The organism is Sphingomonas immobilis, assembly GCF_030580995.1.
In the GTDB taxonomy this organism is placed as follows: domain Bacteria; phylum Pseudomonadota; class Alphaproteobacteria; order Sphingomonadales; family Sphingomonadaceae; genus Sphingomonas; species Sphingomonas immobilis.
Window position 1 is genome coordinate 1 of record NZ_JAUQSZ010000003.1, and the last position, 22,519, is coordinate 22,519.

Annotated in this window: 29 protein-coding genes; 15 read left to right on the plus strand and 14 right to left on the minus strand. The window is 63.2% G+C overall.

Annotation, left to right across the window (positions count from 1 at the left end; translation table 11 throughout):
- Nucleotides 1-12: 12 nt before the first annotated feature.
- Nucleotides 13-177: a PhlB family protein gene (locus tag Q5H94_RS05175; RefSeq protein WP_304560178.1), complete on the minus strand. Its 165-nt coding sequence runs from the start codon at nt 175-177 to the stop codon at nt 13-15.
- Between the two features lie 288 nt (nt 178-465).
- Here Q5H94_RS05175 and Q5H94_RS05180 point away from each other — a divergent pair, with 288 nt between their 5' ends.
- The 8 genes from Q5H94_RS05180 (at nt 466) to Q5H94_RS05215 (ending at nt 7,098) form a co-directional block, all read left to right on the plus strand.
- On the plus strand, nt 466-1,074 hold the full coding sequence (locus Q5H94_RS05180; protein ID WP_304560179.1) for a VOC family protein: 609 nt from the start codon (nt 466-468) through the stop codon (nt 1,072-1,074).
- Nucleotides 1,075-1,191: 117 nt separating this feature from the next.
- Entirely contained in the window at nt 1,192-2,019 is an 828-nt protein-coding gene (locus Q5H94_RS05185; protein WP_304560180.1) for an SDR family NAD(P)-dependent oxidoreductase, read from the plus strand.
- Nucleotides 2,016-2,480, plus strand: coding sequence for a VOC family protein (locus Q5H94_RS05190; protein WP_304560181.1), 465 nt, complete (start codon nt 2,016-2,018; stop codon nt 2,478-2,480). Before Q5H94_RS05185 ends, Q5H94_RS05190 begins: the two co-directional genes overlap by 4 nt.
- Before the next feature lie 34 nt (nt 2,481-2,514).
- Nucleotides 2,515-3,624 (plus strand): DUF1214 domain-containing protein, encoded by a 1,110-nt coding sequence (locus tag Q5H94_RS05195; protein WP_304560182.1) that lies wholly within the window; start codon nt 2,515-2,517, stop codon nt 3,622-3,624.
- A 257-nt stretch (nt 3,625-3,881) separates the two neighbouring features.
- Nucleotides 3,882-4,805: a sulfotransferase family protein gene (locus Q5H94_RS05200; protein ID WP_304560505.1), complete on the plus strand. Its 924-nt coding sequence runs from the start codon at nt 3,882-3,884 to the stop codon at nt 4,803-4,805.
- A complete protein-coding gene (locus Q5H94_RS05205; protein ID WP_304560183.1) occupies nt 4,805-5,662 on the plus strand; it encodes an MBL fold metallo-hydrolase in 858 nt (285 codons plus the stop codon). Before Q5H94_RS05200 ends, Q5H94_RS05205 begins: the two co-directional genes overlap by 1 nt.
- A gap of 383 nt (nt 5,663-6,045) precedes the next feature.
- Entirely contained in the window at nt 6,046-6,285 is a 240-nt protein-coding gene (locus Q5H94_RS05210; protein WP_304560506.1) for a M3 family metallopeptidase, read from the plus strand.
- 156 nt (nt 6,286-6,441) lie between these two features.
- On the plus strand, nt 6,442-7,098 hold the full coding sequence (locus Q5H94_RS05215) for a M3 family metallopeptidase (protein WP_304560184.1): 657 nt from the start codon (nt 6,442-6,444) through the stop codon (nt 7,096-7,098).
- A 57-nt stretch (nt 7,099-7,155) separates the two neighbouring features.
- Here the strand turns inward: Q5H94_RS05215 and pip are convergent, their stop codons facing one another.
- The 3 genes from pip to Q5H94_RS05230 all read right to left on the minus strand — a co-directional run bounded on the left by pip (nt 7,156) and on the right by Q5H94_RS05230 (nt 9,659).
- A complete protein-coding gene (gene pip / locus Q5H94_RS05220) occupies nt 7,156-8,274 on the minus strand; it encodes a prolyl aminopeptidase (RefSeq protein WP_304560185.1) in 1,119 nt (372 codons plus the stop codon).
- A gap of 140 nt (nt 8,275-8,414) precedes the next feature.
- Nucleotides 8,415-9,221: a SirB1 family protein gene (locus Q5H94_RS05225; protein WP_304560186.1), complete on the minus strand. Its 807-nt coding sequence runs from the start codon at nt 9,219-9,221 to the stop codon at nt 8,415-8,417.
- A 243-nt stretch (nt 9,222-9,464) separates the two neighbouring features.
- Nucleotides 9,465-9,659, minus strand: coding sequence for a hypothetical protein (locus Q5H94_RS05230; protein WP_304560187.1), 195 nt, complete (start codon nt 9,657-9,659; stop codon nt 9,465-9,467).
- A 496-nt stretch (nt 9,660-10,155) separates the two neighbouring features.
- On the opposite strand from Q5H94_RS05230, the gene Q5H94_RS05235 reads away from it, so the two are divergent.
- Nucleotides 10,156-10,554: a BLUF domain-containing protein gene (locus tag Q5H94_RS05235; protein WP_304560188.1), complete on the plus strand. Its 399-nt coding sequence runs from the start codon at nt 10,156-10,158 to the stop codon at nt 10,552-10,554.
- A 337-nt stretch (nt 10,555-10,891) separates the two neighbouring features.
- On the opposite strand, the gene Q5H94_RS05240 is transcribed toward Q5H94_RS05235, so the two are convergent.
- The 8 genes from Q5H94_RS05240 to htpG all read right to left on the minus strand — a co-directional run bounded on the left by Q5H94_RS05240 (nt 10,892) and on the right by htpG (nt 17,770).
- On the minus strand, nt 10,892-11,230 hold the full coding sequence (locus Q5H94_RS05240; RefSeq protein ID WP_304560189.1) for a hypothetical protein: 339 nt from the start codon (nt 11,228-11,230) through the stop codon (nt 10,892-10,894).
- A 256-nt stretch (nt 11,231-11,486) separates the two neighbouring features.
- Nucleotides 11,487-11,729: a DUF6771 family protein gene (locus tag Q5H94_RS20460; protein WP_341850099.1), complete on the minus strand. Its 243-nt coding sequence runs from the start codon at nt 11,727-11,729 to the stop codon at nt 11,487-11,489.
- Nucleotides 11,730-11,800: 71 nt separating this feature from the next.
- Complete coding sequence (locus Q5H94_RS05245; protein ID WP_304560190.1) at nt 11,801-12,397, minus strand: DUF1003 domain-containing protein; 597 nt, start codon at nt 12,395-12,397, stop codon at nt 11,801-11,803.
- Nucleotides 12,398-12,642: 245 nt separating this feature from the next.
- A complete protein-coding gene (locus Q5H94_RS05250) occupies nt 12,643-12,834 on the minus strand; it encodes a hypothetical protein (RefSeq protein WP_304560191.1) in 192 nt (63 codons plus the stop codon).
- A gap of 248 nt (nt 12,835-13,082) precedes the next feature.
- Entirely contained in the window at nt 13,083-14,369 is a 1,287-nt protein-coding gene (locus tag Q5H94_RS05255; RefSeq protein WP_304560192.1) for a glycoside hydrolase family 47 protein, read from the minus strand.
- A gap of 207 nt (nt 14,370-14,576) precedes the next feature.
- Nucleotides 14,577-14,786, minus strand: a complete 210-nt coding sequence (locus Q5H94_RS05260) for a hypothetical protein (protein WP_304560193.1) — start codon at nt 14,784-14,786, stop codon at nt 14,577-14,579.
- A 131-nt stretch (nt 14,787-14,917) separates the two neighbouring features.
- Complete coding sequence (locus Q5H94_RS05265; protein ID WP_304560194.1) at nt 14,918-15,748, minus strand: aldo/keto reductase; 831 nt, start codon at nt 15,746-15,748, stop codon at nt 14,918-14,920.
- A gap of 135 nt (nt 15,749-15,883) precedes the next feature.
- Nucleotides 15,884-17,770 (minus strand): molecular chaperone HtpG, encoded by a 1,887-nt coding sequence (htpG, locus tag Q5H94_RS05270; protein ID WP_304560507.1) that lies wholly within the window; start codon nt 17,768-17,770, stop codon nt 15,884-15,886.
- Nucleotides 17,771-18,104: 334 nt separating this feature from the next.
- Here htpG and Q5H94_RS05275 point away from each other — a divergent pair, with 334 nt between their 5' ends.
- Together Q5H94_RS05275 and Q5H94_RS05280 are read left to right on the plus strand one after the other, a co-directional pair.
- Nucleotides 18,105-18,689, plus strand: a complete 585-nt coding sequence (locus Q5H94_RS05275) for a glutathione binding-like protein (protein WP_304560195.1) — start codon at nt 18,105-18,107, stop codon at nt 18,687-18,689.
- Entirely contained in the window at nt 18,689-18,904 is a 216-nt protein-coding gene (locus Q5H94_RS05280) for a ComEA family DNA-binding protein (protein ID WP_304560196.1), read from the plus strand. Before Q5H94_RS05275 ends, Q5H94_RS05280 begins: the two co-directional genes overlap by 1 nt.
- Nucleotides 18,905-18,907: 3 nt before the next feature.
- Here the strand turns inward: Q5H94_RS05280 and Q5H94_RS05285 are convergent, their stop codons facing one another.
- Both Q5H94_RS05285 and Q5H94_RS05290 read right to left on the minus strand, forming a co-directional pair.
- Nucleotides 18,908-19,366, minus strand: a complete 459-nt coding sequence (locus tag Q5H94_RS05285) for a hypothetical protein (protein WP_304560197.1) — start codon at nt 19,364-19,366, stop codon at nt 18,908-18,910.
- Nucleotides 19,367-19,465: 99 nt separating this feature from the next.
- Nucleotides 19,466-19,636 (minus strand): hypothetical protein, encoded by a 171-nt coding sequence (locus Q5H94_RS05290; protein WP_304560198.1) that lies wholly within the window; start codon nt 19,634-19,636, stop codon nt 19,466-19,468.
- Nucleotides 19,637-20,208: 572 nt separating this feature from the next.
- On the opposite strand from Q5H94_RS05290, the gene Q5H94_RS05295 reads away from it, so the two are divergent.
- From Q5H94_RS05295 to Q5H94_RS05310, 4 genes are read left to right on the plus strand one after another with little or no spacing between them, the layout of a single operon-like run.
- Nucleotides 20,209-20,571: a hypothetical protein gene (locus Q5H94_RS05295; protein WP_304560199.1), complete on the plus strand. Its 363-nt coding sequence runs from the start codon at nt 20,209-20,211 to the stop codon at nt 20,569-20,571.
- Nucleotides 20,568-20,801, plus strand: a complete 234-nt coding sequence (locus Q5H94_RS05300; RefSeq protein ID WP_304560200.1) for a hypothetical protein — start codon at nt 20,568-20,570, stop codon at nt 20,799-20,801. Before Q5H94_RS05295 ends, Q5H94_RS05300 begins: the two co-directional genes overlap by 4 nt.
- The gene (locus tag Q5H94_RS05305; protein WP_304560201.1) at nt 20,791-21,459 is read left to right on the plus strand and encodes a conjugal transfer protein TraW; all 669 of its coding nucleotides are present in this window, start codon (nt 20,791-20,793) and stop codon (nt 21,457-21,459) included. Before Q5H94_RS05300 ends, Q5H94_RS05305 begins: the two co-directional genes overlap by 11 nt.
- 17 nt (nt 21,460-21,476) lie before the next feature.
- A complete protein-coding gene (locus tag Q5H94_RS05310; protein WP_304560508.1) occupies nt 21,477-22,466 on the plus strand; it encodes a TraU family protein in 990 nt (329 codons plus the stop codon).
- Nucleotides 22,467-22,519: the final 53 nt, after the last annotated feature.

A 22,519-nucleotide genomic window follows, 5' to 3' on the forward strand; every position in this document is an offset into this window, starting at 1 on the left:
GATAGGCCTTGCTCACGCCGCCGTCTCCGGTGCGAACAGCGGTACCCAAAGATCCTGCGATTGTTCGAAACGTACCGCGACCTTCATGCCGATGAACATGCTTTCGGGATCGCAATCGACGATATTGGTGGCGAGCCGCACATCGTCACGAGCTGCACGGTCGACCATCACGCTCACCGGCCGGACCGGCTCAACGCGCTCGAATTCGGAATCATGACCCCGCTGGTCGATGTCGTCACCGATGCGGCGCGGGATTCAAAGAGGCCAAGGACGCCGCCGGCTGACGGGTCGATCGCGCGTCGCCCGGAAGAACATTGACCCAAAGAATAAAACGATAAATAAATACTGTGAGAGGCGCGGCAGATATCAGACCGCGCTCGGAGGATGCGACGATCGAACGATCCCGGCGGCCGATGGCTTTGCCCGGGGGCGCAGCGATGTAGTAACCATTGAAGGAGCACGCCGATGAGCGCAGTCGAAGCCGCGGAACAGGCGGCGACACGGCCTACCAACTATTTTTATCAAGGGGATTGGCCAGGCGGAGACTATACGTTCTTCCAGACCGCCTGGATCGTAGATGATCTTTTCGCCGCGATGCGCAGATGGACGACAGTTTACGGCGTCGGTCCGTTTCTGGTGCTGCCGAAACGCAGCCAACTCGTCGACTATCGCGGCGAGGAGATCGAACTGGAAATTCAGCTGGCCGTGTCGCAAAGCGGGCCGGTACAGCTCGAACTGATCCAGCAATTTTCGGATCGGCCCAGCGTATACCGCGAGATCTTCGGCGATCGGCCGGGCGGGTTTCATCACGTATGCACGATCAGCAAGGCCTTCGAGGAGACCAAAGCGCATTACGAATCGCTCGGCTATCCGTCGATCGCGCGGATTAAGGGGCCGATGAAGGTCGAATATTTCGACACGTTTAAAGATTTCGGCCATATCACGGAACTCGCTGAATATTCACCGGAATTTTTCGGTGCGCATGTCCGCAATGCCGAGATCTGCAAAACTTGGGACGGGACCGATCCCATTCGCATGCTCACACGCGGCGGCTATCGTTTGCCGGAAAGCTGACGTTTGCGCAGCTGTTTCCAAGGTCCGCCCGGCCGCCACCGAACCGCGTAACCCATAAAATAAAACGGCGATTGACAATATTTGACGCCGACGACATCGTTGGCGCCATCGGATCAGATGGCGCAGCACGACGCCGCGGGGATGAGGGTGACGGGAATGATGTTGCGCGACAAGGTTGCCGTCATCACCGGCATCGGTCCGGGGCTTGGCCGGGCGCTGGCGCTGCTCGCGGTACAAGAGGGCGCGACGATCGCTATCTGCGCGCGCACCGCCGAAAAGCTCAATGCCCTGGAACACGACATCCTCGCGCTGACCCCCGACGCGCGGGTGTTGAGGCAGACGACCGATGTCTCTGACCGTGACCAAGCCCGGGCGTTCGTCGATGCCGTGGCGACCCGGTTCGGCAGAATTGACGTGCTGATAAACAGCGCCTACACGACCGGCGCCTACCAGCTCGCGGCGGAAGCCGATCTCGACGACTGGCGGCGGACGCTGGACGTCAATCTGTTCGGGTCGATGAACATGATACAGGCGACGGTGCCGCATATGCGGGCCGGCGGTGGCGGATCGATCGTCAACATCAATACCAAGGTTAGCCGGATGCCGCTCGAGACGATGGGCGGCTATGCGGTTTCCAAAGCGGCGCTGCGGATGGCGACCGCCCAGCTCGCGAAGGAGCTCGGTGGTGATCATATCCGCCTCAATTCGATCTTTCCGGGTTGGATGTGGGGCACCACTGTCGAACAGGGGATGGTCGAGCGGGCGAAGCTCCAAGGCACCACCGTCGCGGCATTGCGCGCCGAGATCGAAAAGGCGATCCCGCTCGGCGCTATTCCGACCGACAGCGAGTGCGCCAAAGCGGTGATCGCACTTTCCTCGGACTATTTCTCTGCGGTAACCGGCGCGTGCCTCGATCTCAGCGCGGGCGAGTATATGCCCGTATGATCGATGCGGTGCTCGCAGGCTTGCATCCTCCGCAGCTCTTCCACGTCGGCGTGGTCGCGGCGGACATTGATGTTGCGATGCGCGAAATGTCTGCCAGCCTGGGCCTCGCCTGGAAAGGCGGGAAAGCCAAGGTCATGGACCTCTGTCTGTATGGGCAAGAGCGTAAGGTGGAGATGCGGATAGCGCATTCCCGGCAGGGGCCCCCGCATGTCGAGGTGATACAGGCGGTGCCGGACAGTCCGTGGGCGCTGCCGCCTGCGACGGGAGTGCACCACCTCTGCTACTGGTCGGAGGATTCGGCTGCGATCTGCGCGCGCCTCGAGGCGGCCGGCAACCGCCGTGTTCTCGGCAAGCCGAGTGCGCCGTCCGGTTATTTCCTTTCGCCAAGCGGGATGTATGTCGAGATCATCGACAAGGATCTGCACGATAGTATCGCGGGCTGGCTTGCGCGTGACTCGTGACTTGCCTTGCCCGGCAAACCGATGAGGTTTCGTAATGACCGATGATGAAACTGCGGCGCTGAAGAAAGTCTGGAACGACTATCTCGACGGCTTGAAATCGGCCGGCGAGCAGCTGTTCCGAACGACCACGCCATCTGACCAGACGACCGCAGCGGAAGGGCTGCGGCATTTGTCGCGACTGACCCGCCTCGGGCTGGTCGCGATGATGGAATATGCCGATCCCGATTTTCCGGTGCTCGCACGCTACGTCGACGAAGTCACCAAGTTCGGATGTGACAACCCCGACACCATCTACCAGCGCGCGCTCATCAACGGCGCGCATCGGTATCGTATCGTGGGGACGCGTAATAGCATCGACTATCTGAGCTTCATCACCGCCAAGCCAGGGGAGAACGGCCGTCAGGACCAGATCGGGCAGATCGATACCAAGACGCTGAAGGTAGGATCGGAGGGTACGTTCGAAATCACCTTGTCGCCCGAGCGGTCCGGCGAAAACTGGCTGCTGATGACGCCTGAAACGAAATCCGTGTCGGTGCGGCAGACCTATCTCAACCGCGCGACCGAAAAACCTGCCGATCTGCGCATCGAGCGGCTCGGCGAGGCCGTCACGCCGCCGTTGCTGACGCTTGAGGCGGTAAAAGCCAAACTGGCGGCTGCGAGTGGCTATACCCAATATTGCGCGACGCTGTTTACCGACTGGACCGAGAGCTATCTCGCGCATCCCAATACACTTCCGCCAGCGGATCAGGACGCGTGTCTGCGCGCGGGCGGCGACCCCAACATCTATTTCTACCGGTCTTTCTGGTCGCTGGCACCCGACGAGGCGCTGGCCGTCCATATCGCGCATATTCCCCAATGCGACACTTGGAACCTTCAGGTCGATAATTACTGGCAGGAGTCGATGGATCACCGATATTTTCGCAGCAGCGTGAACAAGCACACCGCTTGGCTCGACGCGGATGGCGGCGTGACGATCGTGATCGCGCATCGCGACCCCGGCCATCCCAATTGGCTCAGCACCGCCGGACACAGGCTTGGCCATTTCGCGATGCGCTGGATCCGTGCCGCCGAGCACGTCGATCCTGTGGCCCGGCTGATTTCGTTCGACGAAGCGCGGGCAATTCACGGAAAGGCCAAAGCATGAGCGACGATGCGATGTTTTTCCCGCAGGCGCTGATGGACGCCGCGATGGAGCGTACGGGTTTCAGCGATTTCGGTGACATGGATTTCGTCTCGCCGATGAGGATCCTGTGCGACTCGCTTGATCGCGAGGCACCGCTCTCGCCCGCGGGACGGGCGGTGCATCGCGAGCGTCTGATCGGCACGCTGGTCAATCGACTAAACCTTTTTGAATGGCTGCGGCGTCATCCCGACATTGCCGATGAGGAGATTGGCGCGCCGATGATCATCGCGGGTCTGCCGCGCACCGGAACGACGATGCTGTACCGGATGCTGGCGGCGGCGGAGGGGGTGTGTACCCCCAAATTCTACGAGGTGACGAACCTCGCGCCCGCTTTCGATTGGGATTTCGATCCTGTCACCGACGCGCGCATTCCCGCTGCCGAGGTGCGCGTCGCGGGAATGATGGCGGCGATGCCCGAACTGGCGTCGATATATCCGTTCGAGGCGATGGCGCCGGAGGAGAGCATCTTCCTCTATTACGGATCCTTCGTCTCTACGCACGAGCAGTCTTCGGCTTTGGTGCCGTCGTACAACGATTGGTTTGCCACCGCCGACAAGACGCCGGCCTATCGCTATCTCAAGCTCGCGGTGCAATTCCTTCAATGGCAGCGCCGCAGGGCCGGCACGCATCGCGATGGCAATCGCTGGCTGCTCAAGACGCCCGACCACCTTCATGGGTTGCAGGAATTGCTCGACGTATTCCCGGGCGCCAATATCATTCAGACACATCGCGATCCGATCCAGACGATCCCGTCGATCTGTTCGTTCATCCGTGTGCTTCATGCGCCGACCGTCGCACGCGATGACGCCAAGGACATCGGCGATGCCTGGAGCACGATGTTCGCCCACAGCATGAACAAGGTGCCAGCGATTCGCGCGGCCAGTCCGGGACGGTTCCTCGACATCTGGTACCGCGACACTGTCGCCGATCCGCGCAAGGTCGCCGAGGCCGTGTTCGATTTCATTGATCAGCCGCTCACCCAGGCGGGTTGGAACGAGATGCAAAAGTGGCGTGATGCCAACAAGCGCGAAGAGCGTCCGGCGCATAGTTATACACTGGAGGAATTCGGTCTTTCCGAAGCGCGCATCCGCGACGATTTCGCCGCTTACCGTGCTGACTATATCGAGCAGGTAGTCGCCTGATGGCGTTCCTGGCGACGATCGGGGACGTGCGGATCACGGCGGTGTCGGAAATCGAAGCGGTGTTACCGGTCGGCGTGCTGTTCCCCGGGGCGAGCGCGACCGAGCTTGCGGCGATCGATTGGCTTGGCGAACCGTTTGCAACCGCCGCGGGCGAGATCCGTCTGGCGATCCAGGCATTCGTCGTCGAGACGCCGCGGTTGCGGATCCTGATCGATACCTGTCTGGGCAACGACAAACACCGCGCGTCGGGATTCGGGCACATGCTCAAGACTGATTTCCTGGAACGGCTGGCAGCCGCCGGCTATCCGCGCGAGCGCATCGACGTCGTTCTATGCACGCACTTGCACACCGATCATGCCGGCTGGAACACGATGCTGGTCGATGGTCGTTGGGTGCCGACCTTTCCCCATGCGCGCTATCTGTTCGGACGCGCGGAATTCGAATATTGGCAGCAGGCACAGAACGGCGACGATGCCGCGATGTTTCAGGATTCGATACAGCCGATCGTCGATGCCGGGCTGGTCGATCTGGTCGAGGTCGACCATCGGATCGACACCGGCATCCGTCTGACTCCGACGCACGGGCATACGCCGGGCCATGTTAGCGTCGTTATCGAAGGCCTAGAAGCAAGCACGCAGGCCTTTATTACCGGCGATGCCTTCCATAGCCCTGCCCAGGTAGCGCGGCCCGGTTGGGGTGCGTTTGTCGACCATGACTCTCAGCTAAGCGGCGCGACGCGCGTCCGGCTGCTCGACGAGCTGGGCGATAGCGGCGTGCGCGTATTCGGCACGCACTTTCCTGCTCCGATTTGCGGGACGATCGTCCGTGAAGGCGACGGATACAGATTTCTGAGTTGACCTGCCCGATTCGAACGCCGAGGGTGAGATGATGGGCGCTCCGCGAGAGTGACGGGCAGGTGCTGCATGCGATCCCGCAATACAAACTAAAGCAGCTTTGCCTGCCAGCGTCGGTGAGAATCTGCATCGGCGCGGTCGGCACGTCAGCGTTATGCCGTCCTAATTCTCAATCTCCTGAGCGACATTCTCCCGCAGTTCTGGCGCCAGGGCGGACTGCGCATCGAAGACAACGGGCGCTAGAAGAGCCGTTCGCCGCTCGTCGGTTATTTGGGGCCCGGAGCACAATCGGTACGGAAACGATAAATACTCACCCATCGAGCGCGCGATGTATACCGTCCAGCTGATCGGCGAGTACCTGAGCCCTGCCCCGCCGACCTTCGAGAATACTATCGTGGGACTGGGATCGCTATGCCGAACAGGTCCGCAAGGCCCGGTCCGACCTCGACGAGGGTGCGGTAAAGCCCTATGTCGAAATCAATACCGTGCTTGAGAAGGGCGTTTTCTGCGCCGCCCGGCAACTATACGGCATCACCTTCAAGGAACGCCACGACATTCCGGTCTACAATCCGGACATGCGCGTGTTCGAGGTGTTCGACCATGACGGCAAGCACCTCGCGCTCTGATACTGCGACTATTTCAAGCGCGACAATAAGCAGGGCGGCGCATGGAACAGCAGCCTCGTCGGCCAGTCGAAGCTGCTCGGCAAGAGCCTGTGATCTACAACGTCGCCAACCTGCCCAAGCCTGCGCCCGGCCAGCCGCGCTCATCAGTTCGACGACGTGACGACGATGTTCCACGAGTTCGGCCATGCGCTGCACGGCTTCTTCTCAACGATCGCCTATCCTTCCGAGGGGGCCTCGGCGCGCGACTTCGTCGAGTTTCCCTCGCAGTCTAACGAACACTGGGCGCTCGATCCAAAGGTGTTCGCCAATTATGCGGTGCACTACAAGACCGGCGCGCCGATGCCCGCGCCGCTGGTCGCCAAAATCCGCCAGGCCGCGAAGTTCAACCAGGGCTATGCGCTCGGCGAACTGATCGCGGCGGCCGAACTCGACATGCAGTGGCACGCGCTCCCCGCCAGCGCGCCCAAGCAGGATGTCGACGCGTTCGAAAGCGCCGCGCTCGCAAAGATCGGGCTGGACGTCGCGCACGTGCCGCCGCGCTACCGGACCAGCTATTTTCAGCATATCTGGTCCGGCGGCTATGCGGCCGGATATTACGGCTATCTCTGGACCCAGATGCTCGAGAACGACGCCTTCGCCTGGTTCACCGCGCATGGTGGCCTTACGCGCGCCAACGGCGACCGCTTCCGCGATCTTGTTCTCTCGCGCGGACATAGTCAGGAGTACGATACGACGTTCCGCGCATTTTACGGCAAGGATCCGGATATCGCGCCGATGCTGCAGGATCGTGGACTTGCCAATCCGGGGCAATGACCTCGGCTGACGCAGGCTGCATGTTCGACGAAGACGTAGGACAATCCTTCTTGCAGGTCATTGCTCTGCTTTTGACGCAGGCAGATCGCCCGCTGGCATCAACCCATCCATGATCGCCGTCAGGGCAAGCGCGGTCTGAAGCTCCATCGCGCTATGCCCGGCATTGGTGCGCACGTAGCTGACCGGCGCCGCGCCGACGGCCGCCAGCGCGTCGATCAGGCGCGATGCCTGGGTGAGCGGGCATACCTGATCGAAGCGCCCGTGGACGATGTGGATCGGGATGTTCGCGATCCGGTCGACATTGCCGAGGATGTAATCGGGCGCGAGGAACAGATGCTGGGCGAAGAAATGCGCCTCGATCTGCGCGAAGGACAAGGCGAACTCGGCGTCGCCGAACTTGCCGGGATCGTCGTCCTTAGGAATGAGGTTGGAGATCGTGCCCTCCCACACCGACCAGGCGAGCGCGGCGCGCAGTTGCCGGTCGCGGTCGGCATCGCTTGCCGGCACCAGGTCGAAGATCGCTTTGTAAGCCGCCATCATGTCGCCGCGCCCAGCGGTTGAGATGACCTCTACGAACGCCTTCCACTCGTCGGGATAGGCGACGTAGCTACCAGGTTCGGTGAGCGCGAAGGGCGACTCCGCGAAGGTCGCGGCATTGCCCTGGTACATGTAACGCAGATCGTCGCGCGATCCGATGAAGATGCCCCGCAGGATCAGCGTGGCGACATTCTCCGGATGCCGGATCGCATAGACGAGCGCGAGTGTGCTGCCCCAGCTTCCTCCAAAGACGTGCATCCTGCCGGTAATGCCGAGCGCATCGCGCAGGGCGTTGATGTCCTCGACCAGATCGTCGGTCGTATTGCGAACGAGCGCGACCTCCGGTCCCGCCTGGGCTACGGTCGGCGTGCTTTTCCCGCACCCGCGTTGGTCGAACAGGATGACGCGGTAGCGCGCGGGATCGAAGAAGCGGGCCATGACCGGCGCGCAGGCTCCACCGGGGCCGCCGTGCAGGAACATAACGGGTTCGCCCGCCGGGTTTCCGTAATCCTCCCAGTAGAGCGTGTGATCGGGCGCCGTGTCGACCTGCAGCATGCCGCTCTTGTTCGGCATGGCGGCGGGATATTTCCATTCATTGGTGATCGCGCTGGTCGTCTGGAGTCCGGAGAAATCGATCATCTTGCCCTCGTCGCTTGTGAGCGCAGCTAGGCGCATGCGGTTACACCGGCAAGGCAAGGCGGAAGGCGCCGAACGATGAAAGCCTGCGCCAGCGATAGATCGGCGGTGAACGGCGTCGCCGCCACACCGCACCGCCGCCGTCAGTCCTGCGCCGTCGCAACGTTCTCGATCGCGGCCGTGATCTGCGCGCGCAGATCCCGATCGCGGGTGACGTCCAGCAACGACGTCAACGTGGCGCGCGCATCATCGGCGGCGCCCGACATGAGTTGATATTGTGCGAGGGCCCACCATCCATGGACTGCCGAGGGCGCGATCTTCGTCATGCGCTCGTACACCGTCCGGGCGCGCTCATGGTCGCCTTCCTGCTCCGCCCGGCCGGCCTGATTGTTGAGCAGACGGACGATCACATCGCGCGCACTCATCCCGAAAGTTTTCTGAGCCACGCCGCGCGCAACGCCCTTCTCGATGCCGAGAGCGACGTCCAGTTGCGCAGGGTCGACGCTCGCCCCGCCATCGAAGACGTCGATGATCGCAGGATCGTCGGGTCCGACCTGCACGAGGACGTGGCCGGGGAGGTTGAGGACGGTCGCGGTCCAGCCGACCTGCCGCGCAACCGCGACATAGATGATCGCTATGCTGATCGGCAGCCCGCGCCGCCGGTCGAAGACCCGGATCATGTCGGCGTTGACCGCCGCATCGTAGGTGTCGCGGTCACCCGTGAAGCCGTGCTCGCCGTATATGACGTCGGCGAGGATCTCAGCCTGCCGAGCTCCCGTTCGGGCATCCGATCCTATGGCCGAAACCCGCGCCGCCATGTCCGCGACGACCCCGAGATAGTCCGTCACGCTCGCCTGGTGGTGATCCAGGGCCGACAACTCCAGCGCTGCGGCCTCGACCGGAAAGGCGTCGTCGTCCATCAGTCCGAAAAATTCGATTGCCGCGCTCATGCCTGCTTTCCTCAGGGGCCGGATCGTCCTCAGCCCGAAGTCAATGTGCTGACCCCGAGGTAGGAGTTCGTGACGTCGCAACAAGCCTCGCACGGATCGAGAGATGCGCTCACACTCACCGCCGCTCCCGCGAGATCCACGGAACGTTCATCGCCGCGACTTGAGGGGCCGAAATACGTCCTGCGTTCGGAGACCGCTGTCGCAGCCGAAAGCCGCACTCTGCGCTCGACCCAGGAGGGCGGGTTACTGATACCCTCCCTCTTTCCGGTCTTCAGCCGCATCTTCCTGTGCGTGCTCCATATCTTCAGCCTCCGTCTTCCCCGGCTCCTCTTCGAGCGTGTGCTCCGACCCGCTATCCTTCGCGTGGTCCAGTTCGTTGACGTCGGTCTCGAAACCGGGCTCGTCTTCTTCAGGGGCAGCACTTGTCATGGTCATCATCTCCTCATGCTCCTCCAACGATCCGGTCGGCTTGAAAGATGCGAGCGCTTTCGGCCCCTTCCTGGTTTTCTAGGACGGACGGGCGGATTTCAGATGGCAGTTGTTCGGCAACCAGACGCCTCCCTGGCTGGCCTGTAACGTCCAACGCCAGTCGGGCGAGACCGGCTGTGAAGACGCGCCCTTGTCGGATCCGATCGTGGCTGCCGAGCTTCCTGATGAGGACGCGGCCCAGAAAGTGCGTGCTGCCTATGCCGAGTTCGACGCTGAAGGGTTGTTGAGATCGATTAGGTTTTGCCACCCGGAGATTGACCGCCGGATTGAAGAACGGAAAGCCGCATTGCCAAGCTCAGCGCGCGGTCACCGCAAAGGCCCCTGCCCGTTCGCTACCTCGCGCCCGAGATTTCGGATCTGGCTCTCGCTATTCGGCAGGCGCGAGCTGTGAATAATCAATATCTTAACCCACAGTGCCGATACACCCTCCCCTGGAGGAAGGCGCATGCTGCAACTCGTGTATATCAGTACTGCAGTTCCGTCGGTGGGCGAGAATGACCTCTCCAAAATCCTCGCTCGCTCGCGCACCAACAATCGGCACGATGAACTGACGGGGTTTCTTCTCTTCAATGGCCAGCGGTTTCTTCAGGCGCTCGAGGGGCCTGACGCACACGTTGAGAGCACCATCGCGCGGATCGCGACCGACCCGAGACACCGCGCGCTTGTCACGCTCTCACGCCGCGCGATCGACGCGAGAGAGTTTGGCGAATGGGCGATGGCCTCGTTCGGCTTGCGCGATCGTGATGGCGCAGCCGCCATCGCCCGGGTCGATGCGTTGACGACCAAGGCCTCGCCGAACGTGCGGGCTCAGTTTACCAGCTATGCAAGGCTACGGGCCGCCTGAAGTCGCAAGCGCCGCGCAGCGGTCACTTCGGCCGGTCCGCCGGATACTCCTCGGGCGTCACGTTACCGACATTAAGGCGGTCTTCGACCGTCTCCGTCGGCTGGCCACCCGGCGTGTCGGTCTGCCCGCGATCGAGCGTGTCGCTGGGGCTGCGGGCATCGCCTTCCTGCTGGTGCTCGGTCGAGATGTTCGGCGCAGGCTGCGTCTCGGTCGCCGAAAGTCATTCTACACGACGAAGATCACGCGCGCTGGCTTGGCGCCCCGATAGAGGATGCGCTGTCGCTCGGCTGGGCCTTCCCGAGCCAATTGCTCGCGGTCGACGCCTGATCTCGCCCCATTAATGGGCCATCGAGGTGCCGCCAGGTACATTTCCGCGCAACGCCAGCACGAGCGACAGCAGGCTCTGGCCCGTTCCTTCCTGCGCTGCGCGCAGTTCCTTGGTCCGGCGCTCGACATGCTTGGCCACGGTCTGCGCGCCGAGCCGCAGGTGGCGCGGGGTCGTCAGATGCGTATCATTGTCGAGCAGAGTCGCCGTGCATAGCGACAGGAAATCGATCACGTCGTCCGCGCAAACGTCCCCATCGGAGCTGACGGACGCGAGCGCGTCGAACAGCTGGGGCATGACCTGCTGCACAAGCTGGAACTTTGCGGCGTCGTCGACCTTGAACGTGTCCATGTCTTACTCCTCATGACCTGAAGCGATTGATCGCTCGTTTCCATTCTCCCATGTCTGGCATGCGGAGCCGAATATCAGCCTCGGTTTCCGCGACGAGTGCCAACCTCGCGGGGCGGATGCGCCTGCGAAGCTGCGCGCCACACTTACGACACCAGAAGCGAACGCATGCCGCGCGCAGATTGTCGTCCCAGCCACGCTTGTGAAAATGCCACCACAAACCATGCGGGTTGAACGCCGCGCTGTGCGGGCAGCAGCTTCATATTGGCCGCACCGCATGGTGCCACGCTGCCGCTTCGAAAATGAAGGTCGCGATGAATTGATCGGGATCGGTCGTGCAAGGGCTCGCGACTCCAGCGGCAATCGCACGCGCCAACTCTTGCGCCGCGCGCTCGCGTAGGCACGGATCAGGCATAGTGATGCCGACACGCGCCCAGCCGGGAGCAGCAAGGATCGACTCCGCAATGGCTGTGTCAGGCGTCAGGAGCGCGAATCGAGTCACAACAAGAGAATAGAACAAACAACGAACGTATCAACCTGTGTCGGCGCGCCGCGGCGCGACTCACGCGCCCGTCAGGTGCCCTTGCGATCCTCGGTCTCGTCGAGCTTTGCGAGGTTTGCTTGCGGGTCGGTAGCGTTCGCCATCGAGTTCGCTTCAGCATCGAGCCGAGACGATAACAGCGGGTTATCGCGACGCTGGTCTTCTAGAAGCTCGATAACCTTCGCGATCTTTTTTTCGCTCAGCACGGCAATCTGGAGCGTGAGGCGCGCACGCTTTTCAGCAAGCACATCTTCGTGCCGCTGTGTCGTGAGAATGAGCAGCGCGACAAGCAGCGCAGCAATCGTGGTAGAGATTTCCAGGCTCGGAAATGGGAAGGCATCGGGCGCAGGCACGCCGATGTGCGCAAGCACGACGTTGCCGGCCATCCAAGCCAGTATCATGGCCAGGATGATACCAGTCGCAACGGGCTGTCCCAAAACGCCGGTGAACCGGTCCGCGAGCCTCTGCAGCAGCCCTGCTTCCGCGTTATGGGCCTCGTAGATTGCAGCGAGCGCCTCGATCGTCTCGTCGACATGCTTTTTGGGAGTGTCGTCCGCCATCGTTGCTGAACGAGCCATAGACCCGAAAGACCCTTTCGCCCGTTCCGTCATCAAATAAAGGAGCGCCACTCAAGATGGCTTGGCGCGCTCCTTCATATGTACCGGCTGTGCATGCGAGCCGCGACCAGATCGCGGGTACCCACCCGTCGAGCACGAACCGCTTCGATGTAGCGACTTCAAACACATGCGGCGGATCAAGCGCCAAGACGCACCACCTCACCCATTGGGCCCGCGCCGCGAAAATCGCCTGCTGCGAGGCAGATCAGTTCTTTGTGAACCAGCGGCTTTGTCACGACGAGCAAGTCGCTTGATGTCTAGCGGGATGCGCGTTCCTTCGCGGCCAAATTAATCGCGGTCTTGCTTAACGTCTCTTCCGCACCGTCCGCCATGGTTTCCCAAACGGCCGCGGCACGCTCATGCATTTCACGACGGTTTTGCAGCTTCGTCTGCGCTGCGGCCGCGCGCTGGGCGGCTGCATTGGCGCGGTACGTCTCGATGGCGTTCATTCAGGATCCCGTGCGACTTCAGCACCGTGCCGCATCAGATCTAAACCCGCCGGGACGGACCCGAGTTGCATCTCTTTTGAACAACGCGTGGATCGGGCGTCGTCGAGCTCGTTTTGGCGTGGCGGTAAGATCAGGGAAAGGCAGATCAGCGCTTAAAAGGGCGCACTGATCTGGTGGAGCGGCGGATCTGAATGCCCGAGCGCGCCATCATCGACGGGGCACGACGGGCAGCCTCGAAGGGCTGAAAATCAGGTGCGCATCGCTTGCTCCGGCCGGACACCCTGCCGGCGTAGCCCAAGCAGCACGTTGCCCTCGGTGGAGAGGTAGTTGTGGGCATAATCGAAGCGCGGCGTGTCGGCGAACAGCAGGTAGTAGTATTTCATCTGCTCGGACCACCAATAGCCGGGACAGTGATCGGCCTGGCGCTTGGGCCTTGCAGTGACATCGGCAAGATCAGTGTAGCCGAACCGCGCCTTGTTCCAGCGCTTCATCGCAAGGAAATGGTCACGACCGATCTCTCGCCAGCGCGGATTGCGGTCAAGCAACCAGAGGGTGAAGGCGGCGTCGGCAAGCTCCGGGCGAAGCGCGTTGGTCACCTGGGCCGGCTTGGCGGTGGCATAGTCATAGCCCTCGGGCAGCACGCCGAAGCGACCCTGCACCTTCGCCCAGCTCTCCGTGTAGGCCGCGCCTAGCTTCAACGCCCCGCCCTGCCCCAGCAGTCCGCCGTAGAAGGAGGCGAGTTCGTCTTGCTCGGTCGAGACCACCGCGCCGGTCTCGAAGTCGACGTCCGCGAACCACAGGCTGCCGTGCTTCCAGACCTGTTGGTGTTTCAGGATCGCGGCGGTGCAGACATCATACATGCGCTTGCATTCGGCATCGCCGAACAGTTGCCACCCGTCCCAGAGATATTCGAAGAAACTGTCGCAATAGGAGCCGACGGTCGCGCGGCGGTCCCGCCATGCGCCGGTCAGCACGTCGATCTGCGTCGCCACGAGGTCGAGCTTCGAACGCCGCTCGAAAATGGCGACCGCGGCCTTGCGCGCCGCGCGGCCGTAGCGCGGATCGCCGGTCAGTTGGCTGAGCATCTCCCATTCGGGAAGATAGGTCGCGATATCGGCGGGGCTGGTGACCGGCTCGCTCGATGCGTGCGTGCGCAGGTTGATCTTGCGGTACGGCATGCCGGTGGGCGTGTCGAACGCCGGGAGCAGGCGGTCGGCGAGATCGCGCGCCTTTGCGAGCAGCACCGGATCGCCACAAGCGTGGTGCGCGGAGAGCAAGCCGCCGAGCAGCCGGATCGAGGTCTCGAACACCGAGACCACGCCATCGACGTCGAAATCGAGGTTCGCCTTCACCCAGTCGACGCCGTCTTGGAAACGACTGTCGAGGCCCATCACCCAGAGCGTATCGAGCGCCTCGACGAGGCTCAGTCCGAGGTGACGGTCCTTGAGCGGGAAGCTCGACACGCCGCCGCTGACCGGCTTGATCTCGTCCTTGCCCCAGGCATGGGCCCTGTAGAGATCCCAGGCCCAGATCATCTCGGCCCTGACCTCCTCCCCAAGCGCAGCCCAGTCCGTAGCTCTGTCCCGGCGCGCAGCACCCCAGAGTGGTCCGCCTGCCATGAGACTACCCGTAGCCGCCGCTGTACCGACCAAGAGCCTACGACGATCGCTGCGCATATCCTGCGTCTCCTTCACCCCCACCATGCGCCGAGACCGAGGCGATGCAAGATCGAAGGCGGGCCGTCAGCCGCGCGCTGGCCCGTCCAGGCCGAGCAGAAGCGTCGGTATGAGTTCCGAGACGGTGGGATGAACCGCCACCGCCCAGCACAGCACATCGAATGGTTGGCCGGCCGACATAGCGTCGAGGATGCCGTGAATCGCCTCATTGCCGCCGTTGCCGAGGATGGCGGCGCCGAGAATCCGCAGCGTAGCACGGTCAGCGACGACCTTCATTAGCCCTTTGGTCTCGCCCTTCTCTTTGGCGCGGCCTCCGCGTCCTCGGGCGCGTCATGATAAGCACGTCATGGCCCTACGCAGCCAAAGCCAAGCATGCGATCAGCGATTTTGCCTGGGGATCGGGTTCGTCACAGCATCTCGAGGGCGACCGGACCGCGCGGAGCCCGGAACACCGCGTCAAGCTTGTCGAGCGTGACCCTGTCCAGCACCACATCTGCCGCCGCGCGGTTCTCCCGAACATGGGTGACATCGCTTGCCTTTGGAATGGCGACCAGGTTTGGCTGTCGCAGCGTCCAAGCCAACGCCAACTGTCCGGGCGTAAGCTGTGCCTCAGCGGCAATCGTCGCCAACTTTTGATCTCCGATGAGCCTGCCTTGCTCGACCGGACTATAGGCCATCACGGCCATATCGTGCTGCTCCAGCCACGGGATCAAAGCGTGTTCAGGCCCTCGCCGCGTGAGGTTGTAAAGGATCTGGTCGGCTACACAGACAGCGCCGCCTGCCGACAGCAACTCGATCATATCATCGGTGTCGAGATTGCTAACGCCCCAGTGACGGATCTTCCCGTCGCGCCGAAGCGCCTCCATCGCCTCCACTGTTTCGGAAAGCGGTATCCGCCCACGCCAATGCAGAAGGTAGAGATCCAGCCGATCCGTCCCGAGCCGTCGAAGGCTAGCTTCGCATGCACGCGCAAGGCGGTCTCGCGACGCATTCTGCGGATAGGCTTTGCTGACCAGAAAGACCTGGTCACGCAGTCCGGCGATGGCTTCTCCCACCAGCGTTTCGGTAGCGCCGTCACCGTACATTTCCGCCGTATCAATGAGCGTCATGCCGAGTTCGATGCCCACGCGGAGCGCTCGGATCTCGTCGTCGCGGCTCTGAGAACGCTCGCCCATGTTCCAGGTGCCCTGGCCGAGGCAGGGTACGTCCTCGTCGCTGGTCAACCCGATGCGTCGCATACGCCCTCACCAGCCCTCCAACTCGCGCGACGCCAACGCCTGGCACGCAGAATCGGCCACGACCGCCACAGGAAATTGTGGAGCAACCAACACCTGATCAGCTATCGCGCGGAATCAGCTATCGCGCGAACGCCGTCAGGCCGTTCCGCGCTCCAACAGCCGCATGAGGCGCGCCGAGAAGGCACGCGGATCGAGCGGTAACTCGCCGTCAGCGATGCGGGCCTCATCGAAGAGAAGATGGGCGGCGTCCGCACGAATGTCCGAACTCTCTTCGAGTGCACTCAGTTTCTCGACGAGCGCATGGCGCGGGTTGATCTCCAGCACCGGCTTGACCGCCGCGTCGAGCCGCCCTGCCCCTGCAAGCAGCTTCTCGAGCTGACGGTCCATGCCCTGCTCGGGCGCGACAAGGCACACCGCGCTTTCCGTCAGGCGATCGGACGGGCGAACATCGGAAACCGCATCGCCAAGCGTAGCTTTTACGAAAGCGATAAACCCTGTGACAGAAGGCGACGCCGCTTCTGCTGCTGGCGGCGCACCGTCCGCTAGCGGGATCAGGCTGAGGTCAGAGATGCCCTGCGTCACCGATTTGAACGGCTTGCCACCAAAATCGATTCCCGACGACGCCCAGAAGCTGTCCACGGGATCGGCGAGGAGCAGAACCTCAATCCCGCGGGCCCTGAAGCCTTCCAGCTGCGGCGATGTCGCGAGCCGGTCGAGGTCATTGCCGGTCGCGTAATAGATCGCGGTCTGGTTGTCCTTGAGGTCGGCGACATAGTCCTTGACCGAGCGCCATTCGCCGACCGAAGTCGTCGTCTTGAACCGGGCTAGCCCGAGCAACGTCTCGCGGCGCGAGAAATCCTCGTAGAGGCCTTCTTTCAGGACCGGGCCGAACTCGTCCCAAAGCTTGAGATACGCTGCCGTTTCGTTGGCTGCGAGCTTCTCGAGCTCGGAGAGCACGCGATTGGACACGCCTCTCTGGATTGCCGCCAGCACGGGGCTTTCCTGGATCATTTCGCGCGAGACGTTGAGCGGCAGGTCGTTCGAGTCGACCAGACCACGGACGAACCGCAAATAGCGCGGTAGGATCTGTGCCTCGTCGGTGATGAACACGCGGCGGACATAGAGCTTCATCCGGCCGGCGCGGTCGGGATCGAACAGATCGAACGGCTTGGTCTCGGGAATGAAGGCGAGCACGGTATATTCGTGCAATCCCTCGGCGCGGTAGTGGAGCGTCAGCGCAGGCTCATCGAACTGGCCAGCGGCGCTGCGATAGAAATCCTTGTATTCATCCGCCGTGATCTCGCTCTTGGCACGTGTCCAGAGCGCGGCGCCGTCAGCGATCTGCTTCGGCTCAGACCCCTGCGCGTCCTTGAGGAAGATCGGCACCGGAACATGGCCCGACTGGGTCTTGATCGTGCGCTCGATCGTGTAATCCTCGGTATAGCCGGCTGCCTCCTCCTTGAGGTGCAGGACCACGCGGGTCCCGCGTGCGGGCGCCTCTGCAAGCTCGACCGGCCGGATCGTGTAGGTGCCGAGGCCGTCCGAGGTCCAGGTCGCTGCGCTGTCGGCGCCGGCGCGACGGGAGAAGACGTCGACCTGATCGGCGACCATGAAGGCCGAGTAGAACCCGACACCGAACTGTCCGATGAGCTGGCTGCCTTCGGCATCCTTGGCACCGGCGATCCTGTCCATGAACGCCTTGGTGCCCGAGCGCGCGATCGTGCCGAGCGCGTCGGCGAGCTCGGCCTCGCTCATGCCGATGCCATTATCCTCGATCGTCAGGCGGCGGGACTTGGGATCAAGCGTCACGGTGATGCGCGGCTGCCCGTCATCACCAAGCAGGCTGGCGTCGCTCAATCCCTCATAGCGCAGCTTCTCGCACGCATCGGCCGCATTCGAGATCAGCTCGCGCAGGAAAACGTCCTTGTCCGAATACACCGAGTGCACCATCAGGTGCAGCAGCTTGGCGACATCGGCCTCGAACGATCGGGTTTCAGGTGCGGCTTCGGTCGTTGTCGTCATAATGGATTTCCAGTAAGATTGCCTGGCGCAGATGGCCGGCGACGGCGGCGCTTTCAAGTTGTGCGGCTCTCCTCGCCTGGCGCCGGTCCGGGTTTTGACGTCGGCGCGATCAAATCGAAGCCGATCGCTGGCGGCGCCCCCTGTCCGAGGAAACCCGCACCAGCGCTGGCAAGTCCGCCGGCAATGCGTGAGATGCACCTTCGTGGCTGCGCCGCTTCTGCCCCCCAGTCACCGCGCATTCGCTTGGAAGTGGCCCCGTCGCCGCCATCGGAAATGAACCCGGAATGTTGCAGGGCGTTCGACATCCGCACGCGAGCAGCGAGGGAGAGGTTTCATGAAACTCTATTATGCCCCGGGGGCCTGTAGCCTTTCGGATCACATCGCTCTCCACGAGGCGAACATCGCGTTCGATCATGAGAAGGTCGACCTGAACGCCAAGGTTACGGAGTCCGGCGCCGACTACACGCAGATCAATCCCAAAGGGTATGTGCCTGCTCTCGCGCTCGATACCGGCGAAGTCGTGAGCGAGAATGTCGCCATCCTCGAATGGATTTCGCAGCAGGACACTTTGCTCGTTCCGCCCGGTCCGCTCGGCCGCACGCATCTGCTCGAGGTCCTCGCCTATATTTCGAGCGAGGTGCACAAGGCTTTCAAGCCGTTCTTCTCCGGTGCCGGCGCGGAAGAAAAGGCCGAGGCCCGCAAGACGATCCTCAAGCGGCTTTCCTATCTGTCGGACACCATGCAGGGAAATTTCCTGTTCGGCGACGCGATCAGCGCGGCCGACTGCTATCTGTTCGTGATGTTGCTCTGGGCGACCAAGAACGAAATCGCATTGCCGGCGAAGCTCACGGGGCTGCGCGATCGCATGCAGGATCGTCCTGCCGTCCAGAAAGCCATGCAGCATGAAGGTCTGTTGTGATGGGCGCTGACCGGGACGTCCCCAGGATCGATATCAACATCGCGGACCAGGCAACGCTGGACGGCGTGGAAAGCCTGCGGGGCCACGGCCCGGAGATCGTCCGCTACCGTGCGGAGCGCGGACGGTTCACGGATCTGCGGCAACTGGATGAGGTGCCGGGGTTGTGCGGAAAGCTTGACGACGGTGATCGCGCGATGTTGACGGTCGGCGGCTGAGCGTCACAGCAAGCTCTTTGCCGTCCGGTAGCAGTCCTCGATATGGGCATTGCCGACCAGCTTCATGGCGCCGAAGCTGATCGCTGCGGCAACGCCGGAGCCGATCACAGGGACATATCTGGCGACTGACGCTGTGGCGACGCGTGCGCCGACACGCTTCAACAGGCTGGTGACCAGGCGTTTGGTGACCATTCGTCCGATCACGTTGTTGCCCATGCTCGCAGCCACGACAAAGATCCGCTCGGCGTTCTGAGGATCGAGTTTTTCGACCTGATCGTGGTCCAGGCCGAAGCGCTTGCTGATATCGGGCAGCAACGTCGCCAGCAGGCCGACATCGGCGACGATATCCGCGCCGGGGATGGGAACGACAGCGGCCCCTGCCGACATCATCGCGCGCGTTGTGACGACTCGGCGGCATTCGCGGCGGATGCGCTCGAGGTCCTCCAGGGTCTGATCCGTCATGACGTCACCTGCGGTTGTGCCTTCGCCGTCGTCGACGCCGCCGCTGGAGCGCGCAGGAACCCGGCGCGGCCCCGTTCGGCCAAACTCTGAGCTGCGACCCTATCGTGTTTCAACGGGATCTTCGCGCGCATGCTCTATCTCTCCCTGATCGGGGGAATCCGGCGCAGGCGCCTCTTCAAGCGTTCGCTCCGAGCCATTGTCGTTCCGATGGTCGCGTTCATCGACGTCGGTCTCGAACCCAGGTTCGTCGTCTTCGGGGCCACAGGTCATGGTAGGGTCTCCTCACCGTCCTCAACGAACCGGCGCCGCATAAGGGTTCTTGTCGCAATCCGGTTGGTTTCGCGCCGTCCGCGTAACGTCCCGCGACGACAGCATGCGCACGCCCACTTCCGCCGCTGACCGCCGCCTCGACGCGCAGCGCGGCAACCGTCGCAGTGTGACCGACTTTGGCGACGTCGGGCACCCCCGACGCTGGAGCCAGACGGACAGTCTCAACAACGCACTCGAGGGCAGCCCTCACCGCCCGCATCCGTGTCCGCACCGTTCTTCCGGATGAGGCGGCACAGGCGGCACTTTAATTCCGCTTTGGGCGCATTTCGCCGCCTTTAGCGCGCAACGGGAACCGGTGGCCGAGGATTAGCCTTCAGGATCCGAGCTCGACCCTCGTCGGCAGCGAAGTGCCCGGATGCTTGAGAGCGATCGGCCTTTCCCGCATCCACTGGACGACAGGTTCGATCAGCCAAACACGCTGAAGCGCGCCCCGTTTCATCCTTTCAGCCAGGGCGCCGTTGGCGCCGGGAGGCCCCTATGGACCGACAGCCCTTGCGCGTCGCTCGTCCACGATGACTGCCGATTCGCTCCGCGCGCTGAGCACAGCCGATGGCGGCCCCGATCCGGAAGCCTCGGCGATCTGCACGGGGTGTCACGCCGTCGGTGCGCTCGACCTCGAGATCGAGGCACGCGTCACCGCCCGGCTCGAGCGCGATGCCTGGATGTGGCGCTTCCGCCTCGTCGCGATCGAGACCCTCATGCTGGCGGCTCTCGTTGCCGCAGCCGGTCTGACATTGGGTCAGCCCGTCATGGTGGTACTCCGCGCGGCCCTGATCGTCGGCGCAACCTGCTTCGCAAGCGGCCTGTTGTTGCTCAGCCTGTCGGCCGGAACTGCGAGGCTGTTGACCAGGGTTCGACGCTGGAGGCACCGGTGAGCGGCCTCCTGTCCTGCAGCCCCTCGCCGATGGCGGTTCGCCTGTGCGTGAGTGCGACGATGCTCCTCTTCACACACCTCGCCTTCGTCCTGCTCGCGCCGGCGGTCACCGGCGCCGTGAAGATGCTCGGCTGGATCGTCGGCGTCGTCGCGCTGGCAGCCTTCGGGCTCGCCCTGTTCGGCACCTGGCCGGCAGCCTCGCAAATCTGGGGCGGGCGCGATGACCGCTGAGCGCAGCGAGCGCCGCGCGCGAGCGATCGCCGCGGGGCAGTTCGGCACGACGATCCTGCTGGTCGTCGTCGCGGCCGGGCTCGCCGCGACGGCACGCGCCGACACGAGCACGATCGGCCGAACCTGGCCGGTCGCCGAACCGGATGCGCTTGCCGAGATCGAGGCGAAGGTCGCCACCTTGCCGCGCGACATGAGCAAGAATTTCGGGCCGCGCGACCGTTGGAGCGCGATGCGGGCGGCAACGCTCGGAATGGCCCCGGCCGATCGCGTCCGCACCGTCGTGCCCTTCTACACGCTCGATATGGATGTGACGCTGCCGGACGGGCATGTGCTCTATCCCAAAGGCTACACCTTCAATCCGCTCGCCTATGTGTCGCTGCCGCAGCGGCTGGTGATCGTGCATCCGCGCGATCTCGCCTGGGCCTTGCGCGCCGCTCGGCCGGCCGATTTCATCCTGCTGACGGCCGGCGACGCGATCGCCGCCAGTGAACGGACCGGGCGCGCGATTTTCATTCTCGAGGAGCGCGTCAAGGCCCGGCTCGGGCTGACCGTCGCGCCCGTCATCGTCGCACAGGCGGGCCAGAAGCTCGTGCTGACCGAGATGGGACCGGAAAGCCTCGGCAAGCCCGCGCCGCGGACGACAGGGGCAAGCCGGTGAGGCGGCAGCTTCGCCTTATCGTCGTTGCGCTGGCGCTGAGCCTCGCCGGTCTGTGCTGGCCGGCGGCGGCTCACGCCTCGGGCTGCGACAGCAGCGTCTTCAACCCGATCACCAAGGTCCGCTGGACCTGCATCTTTCCGATCACGATCGGCGGGATCCGGATCGGATCGTTCGACAAGCTCGACAAGGCGCTCGACGCGCAATCGGCGTCGAAACCGCTCTGCGCATGCCGCAAGGGCCTGACCTTCTGGTTCGGAATCAAGGTCTCCTACTGGTCGCCCAACCGCATGGTCGACGTGGTGACCGAGCCCGGCTGCATGATGGCGCTCGGCGCCGATTTGCTGCCCACCCGCGGCAAATTGCAGGGCAGCCAATCCTCGATCTCGGACGGAACGAACACGCGCAAGATGTTCGCACAAATGCATTATTATATCTCGCCCGTCTGGAAGATGCTCGATCTGTTCACCGATCTGCCTTGCCTGCAGGACGACGGGTTCGACGTGGCGCTGGTCACCGAGGTGCTGCCGACCTGGCAGTCCGCGACACTCGGCGCGATCATCCAGCCGGAAGCCGTGCTATTCGGCAATCCGGCGGCGGGCCTTGCGTGCATGGGCGACAGTGCCGCGGCCGCGGCGGGCAAAGTGGTCGATCCGCTCTTCTGGTGCATGGGCTCCTGGGGCGCGACCTATCCGATCGCCGGCGACATCCATTTCGATGACAGCGTCGAAGCCTGGGCGGGACTTGCCGCGCGTGGCACCTTCATGATGGGGCGGCTGGGCGCGCTGACCATCAGCACCAGCGACGGCTGCGCGTTCAAGGCCAGCCCGATCTGGACCAAGTCGCGCTACAAACTCCAGATCCTCGAACCGGTCAAAGGCGGCAAGTGCGTTAATATCGGCCGGCCGGGCGCGCTGTGGTCGAGCGCCAAGCACGCGCCCGGCAAGGACAATGCCCAGTTCATGCTTTTCGAAAAAGTGATCTGCTGCGCCGGGATCACGGTGCTGTGAGCAGGTCGCTTCCCCGACACCTCGCGCATCTGTCCGGCTTCGTCCGGTCTGCC